Below are 13,764 nucleotides of genomic sequence, written 5' to 3' on the forward strand. Positions count from 1 at the left end.
TGCTAGTATAGAATCATCTACCGTCCTGATAGGAGGAATCAGATGCACACCCATCAACGTTCTGTCTGGCAAACCTTGACCACTGCGGAGAAGGAGTCGGAATTACGGGCGCTGCCTCTTCCTGGGGGTTTCTCGCTGCTGCGTATGGATACCTTCGCACGGTATGGCCAACAGTTGGAAACTGGCGTATTCGGTTACGAGGACCGCGAGTTCGTTTTCATTCCGGGAGACCGGGTCACCCTGGGCTGGGAAAACCGTATCGACCGGATGGATGCTCCAACGCGGGCAGAGCTGGAGAAGGGGTTGGAGGATATTGGAAGGACGCTGGAGGAAACCCCGGAGCTGCTGCGGGAGCTAATGTCGCCGTTGCGGCAGGTGACCATCGGGCCGATGCTGGTGGAGCGTCAGGTTCAGTCGGTCAGCTGGGAGGACGCGACTGCCGAAGAGCTGGCAGAGGATGACGAGCTGCAGGCCGATTTGGCCACCTTCCTCCAGTCAACCTACAATGCCTATGAGCTGCATGAAGCGCATCGTTTTACCCGGATGGGTGAAGAGGTGCGGGTGGAGTTATTCTGGACCAGCGACGACTATCCCGAATGGGCCGAGACTTCGCTTACGGAAGGCTTCTCCATTCTGACGGAGGATGAATGGGAATACCTCTACGGCGGCGGCACCCGGACCCTGTTCCCGTGGGGGGACAGCTTCGACTATACAATGAAGGTCCGTCACTTCGGGGAGCTGGACCACGCCGGAGCCGATGGGCATACCCACACGGACAACGGCCTCCCGGGCTCTGAACGTCCCTACGACCTGGAGCTGCCCAACTTCTTCGGGCTTCACTTCCTTGGCGATCCCTACCATTGCGAGCTTACCGTTTCGGAGGATGGGATGGTTCGCGGCAAGGGCGGCGACGGCGGCACTGCGATCTGCGGTGGTCTGGGCGTTCTGCTCGGTTACCTGCCCACCGCTACGTTTTATCGTGATCCCTATGCTGCGGAGCTGGATTGGCCTGATCAGATCGGGTACCTGCATTTTCGCCGGATCATCCGGTTATAGGGGATAATCCTCTCGAAGCAAACTGTACAGCTCGATATCGATAATCCCTTTGCCTGACCATAAGGTGGCTTGTCTTAACGTGCCTTCTTTGATGAAGCCGTTTTTGAGAAGCACCTTCTTTGACTTTTCATTAAGAGGCATCACCTCAGCCTGAATTCTGTTGACCTTGGCCTCCACAAATAGAAAATGTACCAGCCGTTTTACTGCCTCGGCAGCAATCCCTTTGCCCCAATGCGCTTCAGCCAAGAAATAACCAATCGTCACCGCATTTACCTTCTGATTAAAATCGAGAGCTTCGATAATCCCCAGCAGCTGATCAGGCTGAGACGGAGAGAAAATCCCCCACTTCACCCTTGAACGTTTGGTATAATCCCGCTGGAAATGCCCGATCATGTTCTTCACGGTGTCCTTATTATGCTTGGGGAGGATACCACAGTATTCGAATACGGTGTCATTGTCATAGATGGCGAAAACCCCGTCGATGTGACAGTCTTCAATCCTCTTCAATATGATTTCATCTGACTTTAGGACCGGGAATTGGTCAAAGATCGCTTCTGCGTTCATTCGGTCACCGCTTTCGGTTGTTCGTTTTTATTTCCTCGGTATGGAGTGCCGGAGCCACTCTCTATATATCGCCAAATCTTCCTCCGTATGAAAATAATGCTCGCTATGATCTGACAGGGTAAGCCTGCCATGAAACCTGCTGCAAAAGGATGAAACGGCATCATACTCGCAAAGCTCATCCTTTTTCCCGTATAAAATGGAGGTTGGAGTGTTCCATTTCATTATGGGATTCTCCCTAACGTACTGGTAGTAGTCCCAATACAAGACAGGACCCATTGGGGTGGATATCTCCTTTTCTTCGTACAGCTGCTCCTCCGTCACGCCAAACCATGTCATCATATTTTGAATCAGCCGCGCCATATCCACCACTGGAGAAAGAAATAAGCTCTGTTTCATGACCTCATCCTTATAGGCCAATAAACTAAAATAGGCACCGATGCTATTGGCCCATAAGCGGATGGAGTCTGCTCGTGCGGATGCAAATGCAAACACCTGCTTTAAATCCGGCACGGCATATTGGGGCTTGCAAAGCGCAGGATCGTCCTTCCTGTCTCCGTGCTCAGGCAAATCGAAGCTAAGCACCTGATAGCCTAACGGAACAGCCACTTCCGCGAGCATCCGAATCGGAGCATCCGACTTGGAGGACAGGTTGCCGTGTACAGCAATGATTACCTTCGGACTATCCCCGCCCCACAAAAGAGCAGGAATTCCGTCTATTGTTATAGTTTTCTCTACCATGCTCCTCCCTATCTCCTTTCTCAATTCATTATACATAGAACACCAAATGAAATTGGAACCTTTATTATGGATATGCGTGGACCAACAGAATTGACAGAACAAGCTCCCGATAGCCGAGAGCTTGTCCAGGATTTACTATGCAAAACAATCGATATCACCTTGATAATGGTTTGCCCGTTCCAACAGCGGTCCCTTCGCCCCCATCACAAATGCGAAGCAGCTCCCCCGAATGGACAGCAACCGGGAGCCCGGGCCAATTCCAAGAATCCGCAGCATTTCTTCAGTGAACGATAAGGTCCGGTCCTCGGAGACCGTGAGCCAACAATACTTTCGTCCCTTATAGCTTACAAAAACGCCTTCCGGGCGCTCATAACGGTCCAAATCCGGATTATCCGGAAGTACACCCATCGGAGATTCCAGAAGCAATCCGCGGCGTGTCACACAGAAGCCTCCGGTCTTGGCACTACCTGTAAAAAGGATTACCTTGCCTTCCGAAGTGATATGATATTCGTCCGAAGCCATATCAGGAAGCCTGACCTGGCCATTACTTCGCACCACCGACCATCCGAAAACAAATTTGCCACCCTTAGTTATTTGGGGTATAACCAACACCTCCATAAGAAGAAAGAAATCTTCGACATATCCATATTCTTCATATTATTTATATATCCTTCCTGCCCGCGGATTTCGCCTCAACAATCTTTTTTACTGTTACTGGATGGAATTCATTAACTCGTAGAAATAGTGAGGCTCATGCGTCTTATTCAGACGATACCAAGCATCTATTGTGGCTGGCGACCATACCTCCAGCGCTTGCAGAACATGAACGGCAAATTCCAATGGAGCTACTCCGGATGCGGTGATCAATGTCCCGTCGGTGACAGCGGATTCCGCTTTGTAATTTGCTTCGCCCGTGTAAGAAGGGCAAACCATTTTGAGGTAGGCCAGATCATTGCTTGTGTGCCCGCGGGAATCTAACAATCCTGCCTGAGCAAGTCCGAAGGTAGCACCGCAAATGGCCCCGACAACAATCCCTTCCTCCAGACACCTCTTGGCCAGGTTTAATATAGGCGCGTGAATCGCTTCTGTCCATGTATTGCCACCGGGTAACATCAGCGCATCCCCGTTTCGAATGCTGCAGTCCTCCACTGTACGATCAGGCATGATCTTCAATCCGCCCATGGTTGTGATTGGAGTTTTTTCGATCCCAATGGTGACGATTTGGACTGGAGCCAGCCCCTTTTTGAAGTATCTTCCCGAGTTCAGTTCGGCGGTTACATACCCGATTTCCCAATCGGACATGGTATCACATACATAAAGATAGACGGTACGATTCATTTTTACGTGCTCCTCATCAAGTGTAGTAGGTTAACAATCCCTATCATAAAACAACTTCACTGACAGCCACTGTCAGTGAAGTTGTTAGTCTCGATAATATTCCATTAACTCGGTGGCAAGGGCCACGAGTTTATCCTTTAGATTCTGCGGCTCGATCACATGAATGGACTTCCCGTAGGGAAGAAGAATATTGGGAACATGCGTATACAGCAACTCCTCCTCCAGCAAAAAGGTGGCCTGCGTTGCTGTCCGCTCCTGCAAATGATGCTCCAAAAACCAATGGATGCATACATCATCCAACGCCTCTGCCCGGCCCCCAACAACGAAAGAAATCAATCCGGGCTTACCGGCTGCATCCGGCAGCAGCTTGTCCATAAAAAAAGCACGCGCTGAAAAATCCCCGGGACGCCGAAATGTGAATGCCGTGCGTGTAATGTTCAGAATTCGATCTACCCGGAAGCTGCGGATCTCCTTGCGCAGGCGGCAAAATGCAACGGTGTACCATTTATTGTTCCAATTCACCACACCATAGGGATCGATGACCCTGTTGGAGGACTGCTTGTCATGACTGTTGCGGTACGAAATTTCTACAGACTCTTCATGTGCCACCGCGTGCTCCAATTCCTGCAGGACCGGCTGAAGAGCGGGGTATCCCCTGCGGTTGATGACGCCAAATCCGGCTGCATGATGGTGTAATAACCTCTCCTGCTCCGGATTCGAATACATTTGCAGCTTGGAGGTTGCATGCTCCAATGCCTCACTCAACGGATATCCGGCTTCTTGTGCAAATTGGGCGGCATGAAGCAAGGCCTTCTTTTCCTCCATGCTAAATAGCAGAGGCGATTTAATAAAATGATGCAGCAGGCTATACCCGCCATTATGCCCTGCATCGGATATGATCGGAACCCCGCTGGCACATAGGGCATCGATATACCGGTAGACGGTTCTGATGTGGATCTCCAGCTTTTCGGATATTTGCTTGGCCGTTACTTTCTCTCCTGCATTCAACATCCAGAGAATCGAAAGCATATGTTCATTTTTTGGCATAACTAACTCTTCCCTTTGATCAGGATATGATACGGGGTTATCCCATTTGCAAATAGGCTATCGATCAGCTTAACCAATTCCTCCGACGATAAATCCTTGCCGTTGCGTATCCAAAGGCGAAACATAGAGATTAAGGTGGAGATGTAAAACTCCATCAGGTATGGCGCTACGCTATCATTGGTTTGGAAGGCTGCCATCAATTTCTCAAAGGGGATTTCGCGTTTCAGACGCTCAACAAAATGAACAGAACCATAGTCCCCCAAGAGGGCTTTAAGGACCAGAATTTCTTCTGCATTTTCCAAGCATTGAAGTGCATCCTGGAACGAATGCGTTGAAAGCTCCCTGCTGGCCATTTCCTCGCGAATGGATTTCAGAACATTCTCTTCCACGTAGTCCAATAACGCATAGATATCGGTGAAATATTGATAAAAGGTACTGCGATTGTATCCCGACTTGTTGGCAATCTCTTGAATCGATATTTTTTCAATTGGTTTTTGGCTGTATAAATCACAGAACACATGGATAAAGGCTTGCCTTGTTTTGTCCGTCATTTCAGGTTGTTTCTTCATGATTGGCCTCTCTTCCGTTCTACAGATGATCCGACAGATATTAAAAATCTGATGGTTGATGACCGTATAGTGAACACCTACAATATCATTATACAACACGTTGTTGGATCATCAACAAGGAACTATCAACTTTTTTGGAGGAGGCTAACATGAGAATTCTATTCTTCGGCAGAGGTTTAATATCGACCCAATACGCGTGGGCATTGGAGCAGGCGGGGCATACCGTTGAGTTTTACGTTCGAAAAGGCAGAAAGGAAACCTTCGGAAGCCGTATAGACCTTGAAATGTGGGATGCACGAAAAGGGAAAAAGCTGATCAAGGAAAGCTGGAGCATCAAGCTGCATGAGGAGATCCTTCCCCATTATGATCTGATTATTGTGAGCGTCAACACGGAACAGCTTCCGGAGGCGGCACAATTGCTATCCGCTGCTGCAGGAAATACTCCTATCCTCATATTCAATAACCTGTGGCAGGATTTAAAATCCTCTATTGCCCCATTGCCGATGAATAATGTTGTGTTTGGCTTCCCCGGAGCAGGAGGCGGCATCGAAAACAATCGGCTTAGAGGCGGCTTTCTCAAAATGGTATTTCTTGAAAAACCGCGGGTTGGTACCAAGCATATCAACCAATTGATCCAAGCATGCTTTGAAAGTGCCCATTTTAAAATTAGCTGGGTGAAGGATATGCAAAACTGGCTGTGGAATCACTTTGCCATGAATGCGGCAATGGAGACCGAGGTGTTAAAACGGGGAAGCTTTCCAGCGATCATGAACCATAAGGACTCCTTTTCCAATGTGGGGTTGAATATAAGGGAAATGATCCCTGTGCTGAAGGCAAGAGGTGCAAAGCCGGATGCCATTACTCTTTTGCTGACTAAGCTTCCGCCCGCACTTCTCGGCGTACTTTTTAACAGAGTTGTGTTTGCCAAAGGCAGCCTGCCGCGGCTGTTCATGGAATACAACAATAGCAAAGCAGGGTTTGCGGTACTTGAAGTGGTGAGGGAAGCCAAAAAGACAGGCATCCCTTTGCCGCGTCTTACGAAGGCACTTGAAAATAGTGAATATGCAAAACAAAAATAAAAAAACACCCCTTAGCATAACCGGATTACCCATGGGGTTCTCCAATTCTAAGGGGTATTTGCATTGTAATCGTTAATTTAACTCATTAAACCTTTGGAGCATAGTGGCAACCTCTGCTCTGGTGGCAAGACCGGCAGGATTTAGCGTCAAATCAGAGTTGCCCTTCATGATATCCTTGGACACCGCCCAAATAATGGACTCTTTGGCAAAGTCGGAGATTTCATGTGCATCCTTGAAGCTGAGGCTTGACATTCCGGCAGGAAGATCAGGATTCTTCCCCTTCGCGTACCGATAGAGCATAACCGCAATTTGCTCGCGGGTGATGGCAGCATTGGGGGCAAATATCCCCTCGCCATATCCGTCAACAATGTGGCTTTGGTTCGCCCACATAATAGGATCTGAATACCAGAGACCGCTTTGAACATCAGAGAATACATCGGCAAATTCTACATTTGGTTGATTTTCCATCCGGTATAATACAGTAGCAAGCATGGCCCGGCTCATGTTCCCGGAGGGGTTAAATTCTGTTTCAGTGGTTCCCGTGAATAACCCCTTGTTGTACACATACCTTACCGGTGAATAGAACCAATCGTCATGTGCGATATCGGTAAACGGAGGTTTCTTGGCAAATGTCACAACAACCGTTGTATCGCGGCTCACCTCTGGAATGGTGTAAATGTCGCGGCCTATAAATTTTTCACCGTTGACGAAGATATATTCAGTTTCAAACCCTTCATCAGGAATCAGTCGGATGGTTGCAGAGGTGGTGGCACGAACCGTTTGAGCTTCAAAACCCTCGGCAATTTTGCCATTCCCGCCTTTAACAGAAGCACGAACCAAATATTTAAGATCTTTAACAACAACGGCAGAATTATCGTTATCGTCCGGGGCAGCCCAACGCTTCGGACCAATAATTTTGGAGTTCTCGAAATTGGCAACGCCAATGCCAAGCCTTTCTATTGCCCCTGAGATTTCCGAAGCCACAGCATCTGCTTGATCCAAAACAGCCTCAGCCTCGGCAATCACACTCCTCAATGCTTGAGCAGCTTTTGTCGGATACCAAAAGTCCGGACTATATATGGTTTTGGGATTATCCGCAATGATAACGGAAGCAAGCAAGGATTTTGCAGCCACAATGTCTTCATAGAGCAGGGATTTGGAGGCTTCCTTTATGCCAGTGCCAACCACGATTTGCACATCCTCAAACGGCTCTATGTACCGATGTGTCGCATCCTTGTTGGTCAGAATGAAGCTGCCTACAGAAAAGTCGAAGGTTCCATTGTTTCTGGCTTGGAAAACAGCCGTTCCGATGTTTGGAAGCATGGAATCCTCTGCTCCGTTGGCGGTCATATCCAGGTAGAGATAGTTGATGGCACCGTCGGAATATTTCATTGAAATATCCTTTTCCGTATGAACACCAGTATTCTTCAGAACATAGGAATCAAACTGCAGCTTTCCCTGGAATCCGTATACCGGCGCCCTTCCGGCGCCAGTATACGAAAGACGTAGTGTAACAAACATTTCTTCGCCAACCTCAAAGGATGATTTGGAGGCACCCGAGCTGTCCGTTACGGTGATGTGTACACGATAACCAAGGTCCGCGGCATCGTTTGCGCTGTAGGCAAAGGATGGTAAAACAGCCCATAGAAGCATGATGCAAAGAATGCTTTTCAAGTATTTGATCATCTTTGGAGTGCCTCCATCAGGGTGAGCTGCGCATCTACAATGTCCACAATGCCGTCACCGTTTTTATCCGATCTCATCCAGCTATCTGGAGAACTAAACCCGTTGTAGACATTGTCCAGAATAGCATCCAGTGTTGCCGAAATGTCGCTTTTATCAATTGCACCGCTGCCATCGGTATCTCCACGAAGAAGAATAGGCGATTTCACCGTGGGTTCAAAAACAAGGTTGGCCGTTAATTGCTCGCCTGTGACAAGCCCCTTGGAGGAACCAATGTAGGCTTTCTTACGGTTGTCATAAAAAAGCGTTTGTTTGTTTCCTTCAATCACAACCGTTGCCTTACCCATGTTTATTTCCGTGTAGAGGGTGTACAACGAGAACCCTTGTGTTTGGCGGACCTCGTAACGGTACCCAAGATCCTTTACACTGATTTTGATAACGTCCGACAATTCCTTATAGACCGTCTCCCCATTCATACCTTCAAAAGCGGAAAGTCTATAGCTCACCTTGACTGCCGTTTCGCCGGGAGCCAATGCTTCAATTGTCCCGTCTTGTGAAAGGCTGATGATGTTCTGATTATATAGAACGTGCCACACAACGTCCTTTGCTTCTAAAACGGTGTCGCCAGCTGTGCGGCGGGCTTTAACAGAAAGCGCCGTTTTGCCGCCTAAACCAAGCTCGATGGAATCAGGCTGATCCTCGGAGCTTTCAAGATCAGAGATGAGTGTAAGGCTTTCAAACTCCGTCAATGCACGGTTCACAAGATAAACCTGAACCACCGTTTCATTCCCGGCATCATCAACCGCTTTAAGCATCAGGGTTTGGTCCGGGCTTTGGCTTGAGGTGCTCCGAGTAACAACGAATGTTCCGTCCGGATGGATAACAATTCCGTCTGAACTGCCGTCTAAGGTTAACGTTGCGGTTGGTTCTGTCAGACCGTGGAAGCGATAGCTTGAGGCCGGGCCAACAAAAACAACTTGATTGCTGACGGTGTTGTCCACGTTCTCCTTGTCAAGGCTCTTTTGAACATCCTCGTTAAGGAGTAACACAGGCGCTTTGGTGTCCACGGTAAACCCGATGGCACCCGATGACCTGCTGCCTTGGATGGTATCCTGGTTTTCGCCAACCGCTATGAAGTCCATCAGCTGCTGGCCGTCTTCCAGACTTTCTTCAAATGACCAAACCGTCTTAAACTCTTGAGGTGTGTTTTTATCCTCCGTGTTCAGGTTTAAGGTCATTTTGACAGGCCGGTCGAAGGTGTACGTTGCCTCTAACCGGTCCGTGTTTAGATAATAGCGGTCTTTGGATAGGTTAATGTTTGTTTCTACGCTTAAAAGCTGAGGTTTATCCATGGAAGGCATAACAAAGCTTGGCGAGGCTGCAATTTCGGTTGAACGATAATATTCCGCATGGTTAAGCGGAGTTTCTACAATTCTGACAGCCTGCGCTTGAACAACATAGGTCTTGCCCTCCTGTAACAGAGGCCGGTTTGTTTGCTCTTCTAATGGTTTGAGAATGATGTCACTGCCAGCCTTAAATTGGCCAAAGGAATTCTCCACCTCAACACCATTCTCGTCCTGGATCGCCACGAGATAATGTGTTGCCGTTGGGTCAGTGCCCGTTATATCCACCCTCACATAGCCGTCCCCATTGTAGACCGCAGAAACAGCTTGTGGTTTCTGAGGAAGCAATGGATTTGTGAAGGTGAAGGTGGATGAGGTAATCTTTTTACTCATCCCGCCTTGATGGTTCACAAGCATGGCAACAACATGATAGTCCCCTTGAGGAAAGGACTCGGGAAGTGTGAACACATGAGAGCCGGATTCAATTTGATTCAGCTCCAGGTTGCCAATACTAATTAGTGATGAAGTGTCTTGAATGTTCGCGGATTCGATGGTTTGCATGACGGACGGGTCTTTTGTGACATAGACATTCAGTGCACCCGAATATTGGCCTTCTTTATCCGTGGTCCAGGAAACGCTGATATCACGGCTTGAAGTTTCGCTGTGAGACGCGCTAATCCCTGTAAGCTCAGGCATATAATCAACACTGTTCACTTCAAAGTTATCGATATAAACCTCAGGTGTTGCAACGGAAATGGACCAGTTTCCAGGAACAATAAGGGATGGGTCAGTAATAGAAATGTACAGATAATTAACGCCATCCAAGGATTGAACAAGATAGTTTCCATTGCCGTTATGATCATCTTCAACCATTGTCAATGGGATGCCATCCGGATTGGTGACCATAATTTCTGATGCAGAAGGTTTGACAAATCCGCGAAGCGGAATTTCAAAGAGGAGCGAATCCTTCGTTGTTGGACTAACCTCTTTGGTAATACCATTACCCGCTCGGGTTGCAGCCACTGCCTTTGTAGGGAGTCTTCTCATATTCGATCCATATATCGTGGTGGTTGGCACAAGGTTGCCGCTTTCGTCCAGCGCTTCCGCGTGGACATAGTGAACAGCCTTTCCTCTTGAAGACAGATCGATGGATCCGCCAAAGCTGAGGTCCCCGTTCCAATAATAGATAAAGCCAAGCTTTATCCCAATGACCTTGAAGTTTGCGCCAACAAAGTCAGATGAAACAGCTGCCTCAACTCCTGCCAGCTCCTTGCCCCCCACAAACGGGATGGAGTCTGGAATGAACAGCCCCGCGTAAACATACCCGTAAAAATAATCCTCCGTGATTTTTATCGTTATCCCACCGCGAATGGCTCCGGCGTGAATGCTGATGTCGCCAAAGGCATTAAGCTGAAAGGGCGATATCCATTGCACATTCATGCCCGCCCGGATATTCAAAAGCCTTCCCTCTTCGTCCTTTGCCAGCCGGCCAGTACCCTCAATGGCAAGACCGGACAGCTTTGCCTCCAGCTTAAAGTCGCCTACAATAATGGCATTAATTAAGAGCCTTGTTTGGAGATGGATGGTAAGCGGCGGAAGCTCGCCGGCCGGGTCTCCGGCAACGGTGTCTGCAAGGTTGGAGATCCCTCCGCCAAGACCGGTGATAAATACATAAGGGGCAACCACAGGAATTTTCATTGTGGATGGCGCCAAAAAGAAGGTGAGCTTATCGAGCATCATTTTGGGAACCTCGTTAATCGGAACCTTTTTCAGCGCCAAGGACCCTTCTACTTCCAGCATGGTTATGGAAACACCGGCATTAATGCTATATATATCTTCAATGGTATTAATGGTGATTTCGGCCTTCACACCTGCTTCGTTTCCGACTAACGGTCCTAGAATATCCTTCGGCAGCTCAACGGACAACGTTGTGTTAATGCCGCGGAAGCCGATATCGTTCCCGTCACTTCCATACAGCACATCTTCAACGTTTGCCGTTAATGATCCTTTATAGTCATAATGCTCCTCACCCTTGGATGGGTCAGCAGCTTTTAGCGGCATGGAAATCCTTCCGCCAAAGCTGATTCCAAAATCATCCTTATCCCGGGTCATCACACCATATTTAATATTGATCAGAAAACCCGCAATATTCTGCAGCATAGAACCGGCATCGCCAAGCTGAAGCTCAAAAGCCTGAGCCTCCTTCTCGGAAACAGCCTCCCGGTTCAGGCTGAATTTGGTTCCATTCTTGGCTTCAAAATACCACTTATTATGCCAAATATTAATGGAGTTAATCACTTTAATGGTGCCATCGCCTTCCAGCTTTGCACCATTGCTGTCCACTGTCATCTTCAAGGCCTGGTTGCTGTCATAGGTGAGGATATTGTTGATGGTAATGTCGCCATCGGCTCTGCTGGCCGAGTAATACTTCTCTTTACCCGTATCCATCAGCCTGATTTTCCCGCGCAGGGTCAACAGAATTTCTGTTTTATCTTCTTCGAATGTGATGCCCTTGTTAAGAATACCGTCTTTATTAACGCCGCCGGATACAAATTTTTTCATTGCATCTTCGTTTGCAAAACTAATATAGTCATACAGCTGTCTGTTGTTAGCAGCGTTTGTAAACCGGACCAGCGAAACAATACCGTAGCTTGCACTTCTATCCGCTGCGTTATTGGTAACATCCAAGGTAGCGGCTGCTTTCACTTTTGTGCCAAAGGCATCGATCAGCTGTTGATTTGTAAATCTGAATTCAATGTCATATTTGCCAACTGCCATGGTTTGGTTCGTTGAAAATGCAAGGGTTTGACCTTCTTCAATGAAGCTTATTTTTCTTTTGTCAATCAAAACAGCCTCACCGCTTGCTGATGAAACAAGATAAAGACTCCAGCCGTTACTTCCCGAAAGGGCCCCGGCCAAAACCTTCATATCGCCAGAAACGGTGATATTCTTGTCGCCTTCATAATAAACGGACGCGGGGAAAATATGCTTCATGGAGACTTCCGGAAGCTTTCCTTCCACTGCAGGAATCAGAATGTTCGTATTGGCACTATAATCCACTACCTTATGGGTGCTGGAATCAATAATTTCTGTGGCGTTTAAGGAAACGACCATCCGTTTGGATGTAATCATGGACTGAGTCTCTGCAATAATCTCCACATTGGGAATATCAAATACCGTTCCAATGTTAAGACCGCCCGAAATCTTCACCGTGTATTCCCGTGTTTTCGTTGCTGCAAAAACCAGCCCCTCATCGAGGCTAAGCCTCACAATGGGCTCCAGGAGCTCTCTTGCTCCCGAAACACTGTTGTCAATGGTTACCGTTGCTTTAAAAGTCCCGTTGTTTTCATATGCTTTTTTGTCGGCAGCCAAGAGAACATTTTCGGTTTGGATACCAATCGAAACATGCTCCTTTTGTGTTTGCTCCGAGAAGTTGCCGATCCCATAGAGCATCTCGGAAATTCTGCCTTCACCTGGTCCAATTGATTTTTCGTTCCAATAATAAGCCGTTGCCGTGTCGGGAACCAAATATTTGTTGGAATAATTGGTAAAGTCAACACTGGGGTTTGGCGTATAATCGTATCGTGTGTTTGCAAGATTCACCCAGTGACCCACAATCACCTTATCCACGTTTACGTCTTTGTTGCCGCTCCAGCCGGACAAAAGGGCATACGCCATTTTGTCCGAAGCGGAAAGAGAATCCACATATCTGATTTGCTGGGGAAGGTTTGTACCGCTATATTCCGTTTCAACGATTGTGGGTTGTGTTGGATCAACCAACACATAAGGGGAATCAATTGCTGAACCCAGTGCATTATCCAGAAGAAGACGAATCCCAACCGTTCCGGCTTTGGCATTGTTATTCTTCACATCATAGGAAATACCAATGTTTCCAGCCCTCGAGTTGTTAGGATCAATGGAGATGGACACCTTCTGCGTAATGGTGTAACCCTTGATATCCCAATCAATGGTTAACAGCCTGTTCTGCTCTGAAACCACCGGCTCATGAAGCTTGGTATCGATCCCAAACCAGCCGTATTCCTGACCGAAAATATAATCCTTGCCGTCAATGCGAACGGTGGTAAAAGATGTGCCATTGCTCCTTGCCGTATCCTCCCGATAAAGCAGCGGAATATTGTTGTCGAAGGCCTTTTGCGGATGACCGTCCGTGGTTTCAATTGAAAAACCACCCGTTCTAGAATTTATAGAATACTTCATAAACTCGTTCGCAATGGAATAATCCGCACTGCTGGCATTTGCACGAACAGGGAAACTTGCAAAAGTGAATAGCATAGATAGAAATAGAATTGCAGCTATGCTGCGTTTCATTGTTCTATGAATCGTCAT

At 47.8% G+C, this 13,764-nt stretch carries 10 protein-coding genes; 2 read left to right on the forward strand and 8 right to left on the reverse strand.

From position 1 onward, the window contains the following. Window positions 1-42: 42 nt before the first annotated feature. Window positions 43-1,056, forward strand: a complete 1,014-nt coding sequence (locus ACI1P1_RS16550; protein ID WP_416217531.1) for a hypothetical protein — start codon at window positions 43-45, stop codon at window positions 1,054-1,056. On the opposite strand, the gene ACI1P1_RS16555 is transcribed toward ACI1P1_RS16550, so the two are convergent. The 6 genes from ACI1P1_RS16555 to ACI1P1_RS16580 all read right to left on the reverse strand — a co-directional run bounded on the left by ACI1P1_RS16555 (window position 1,051) and on the right by ACI1P1_RS16580 (window position 5,312). After that, window positions 1,051-1,620: a GNAT family N-acetyltransferase gene (locus ACI1P1_RS16555; protein WP_416217532.1), complete on the reverse strand. Its 570-nt coding sequence runs from the start codon at window positions 1,618-1,620 to the stop codon at window positions 1,051-1,053. The genes ACI1P1_RS16550 and ACI1P1_RS16555 overlap by 6 nt on opposite strands. 27 nt (window positions 1,621-1,647) lie before the next feature. Next, window positions 1,648-2,358 carry an alpha/beta hydrolase gene (locus ACI1P1_RS16560; RefSeq protein ID WP_416217589.1) on the reverse strand — a complete coding sequence of 237 codons (711 nt, stop codon included), beginning with the start codon at window positions 2,356-2,358 and terminating at the stop codon, window positions 1,648-1,650. Window positions 2,359-2,493: 135 nt separating this feature from the next. Further along, a complete protein-coding gene (locus ACI1P1_RS16565) occupies window positions 2,494-2,976 on the reverse strand; it encodes a hypothetical protein (protein WP_416217533.1) in 483 nt (160 codons plus the stop codon). Window positions 2,977-3,069: 93 nt separating this feature from the next. Further along, complete coding sequence (locus ACI1P1_RS16570; RefSeq protein ID WP_416217534.1) at window positions 3,070-3,696, reverse strand: type 1 glutamine amidotransferase family protein; 627 nt, start codon at window positions 3,694-3,696, stop codon at window positions 3,070-3,072. 84 nt (window positions 3,697-3,780) lie between these two features. Beyond that, on the reverse strand, window positions 3,781-4,743 hold the full coding sequence (locus ACI1P1_RS16575) for a helix-turn-helix transcriptional regulator (protein ID WP_416217535.1): 963 nt from the start codon (window positions 4,741-4,743) through the stop codon (window positions 3,781-3,783). A 2-nt stretch (window positions 4,744-4,745) separates the two neighbouring features. Next, window positions 4,746-5,312, reverse strand: a complete 567-nt coding sequence (locus ACI1P1_RS16580) for a TetR/AcrR family transcriptional regulator (RefSeq protein ID WP_416217536.1) — start codon at window positions 5,310-5,312, stop codon at window positions 4,746-4,748. Window positions 5,313-5,461: 149 nt separating this feature from the next. Here ACI1P1_RS16580 and ACI1P1_RS16585 point away from each other — a divergent pair, with 149 nt between their 5' ends. Continuing rightward, complete coding sequence (locus tag ACI1P1_RS16585) at window positions 5,462-6,391, forward strand: ketopantoate reductase family protein (RefSeq protein WP_416217537.1); 930 nt, start codon at window positions 5,462-5,464, stop codon at window positions 6,389-6,391. Window positions 6,392-6,463: 72 nt separating this feature from the next. On the opposite strand, the gene ACI1P1_RS16590 is transcribed toward ACI1P1_RS16585, so the two are convergent. Next, a complete protein-coding gene (locus ACI1P1_RS16590) occupies window positions 6,464-8,077 on the reverse strand; it encodes an S-layer homology domain-containing protein (RefSeq protein ID WP_416217538.1) in 1,614 nt (537 codons plus the stop codon). Next, window positions 8,074-13,764 carry a hypothetical protein gene (locus ACI1P1_RS16595; RefSeq protein WP_416217539.1) on the reverse strand — a complete coding sequence of 1,897 codons (5,691 nt, stop codon included), beginning with the start codon at window positions 13,762-13,764 and terminating at the stop codon, window positions 8,074-8,076. Before ACI1P1_RS16595 ends, ACI1P1_RS16590 begins: the two co-directional genes overlap by 4 nt.

It is taken from the genome of Paenibacillus mesotrionivorans (assembly GCF_046098205.1).
GTDB lineage: Bacteria > Bacillota > Bacilli > Paenibacillales > NBRC-103111 > Paenibacillus_AR > Paenibacillus_AR mesotrionivorans.

Excerpts from the sequence above, each read along its gene's own strand:
- ACI1P1_RS16590 (WP_416217538.1), bottom strand. The coding sequence starts at position 8,077 with ATGATCAAATACTTGAAAAGCATTCTTTGCATCATGCTTCTATGGGCT.
- ACI1P1_RS16575 (WP_416217535.1), bottom strand. The coding sequence starts at position 4,743 with ATGCCAAAAAATGAACATATGCTTTCGATTCTCTGGATGTTGAATGCA.
- ACI1P1_RS16580 (WP_416217536.1), bottom strand. The coding sequence starts at position 5,312 with ATGAAGAAACAACCTGAAATGACGGACAAAACAAGGCAAGCCTTTATC.
- ACI1P1_RS16550 (WP_416217531.1), top strand. The coding sequence starts at position 43 with ATGCACACCCATCAACGTTCTGTCTGGCAAACCTTGACCACTGCGGAG.
- ACI1P1_RS16560 (WP_416217589.1), bottom strand. The coding sequence starts at position 2,358 with ATGGTAGAGAAAACTATAACAATAGACGGAATTCCTGCTCTTTTGTGG.
- ACI1P1_RS16570 (WP_416217534.1), bottom strand. The coding sequence starts at position 3,696 with ATGAATCGTACCGTCTATCTTTATGTATGTGATACCATGTCCGATTGG.
- ACI1P1_RS16555 (WP_416217532.1), bottom strand. The coding sequence starts at position 1,620 with ATGAACGCAGAAGCGATCTTTGACCAATTCCCGGTCCTAAAGTCAGAT.
- ACI1P1_RS16585 (WP_416217537.1), top strand. The coding sequence starts at position 5,462 with ATGAGAATTCTATTCTTCGGCAGAGGTTTAATATCGACCCAATACGCG.
- ACI1P1_RS16565 (WP_416217533.1), bottom strand. The coding sequence starts at position 2,976 with ATGGAGGTGTTGGTTATACCCCAAATAACTAAGGGTGGCAAATTTGTT.
- ACI1P1_RS16595 (WP_416217539.1), bottom strand. The coding sequence starts at position 13,764 with ATGACGATTCATAGAACAATGAAACGCAGCATAGCTGCAATTCTATTT.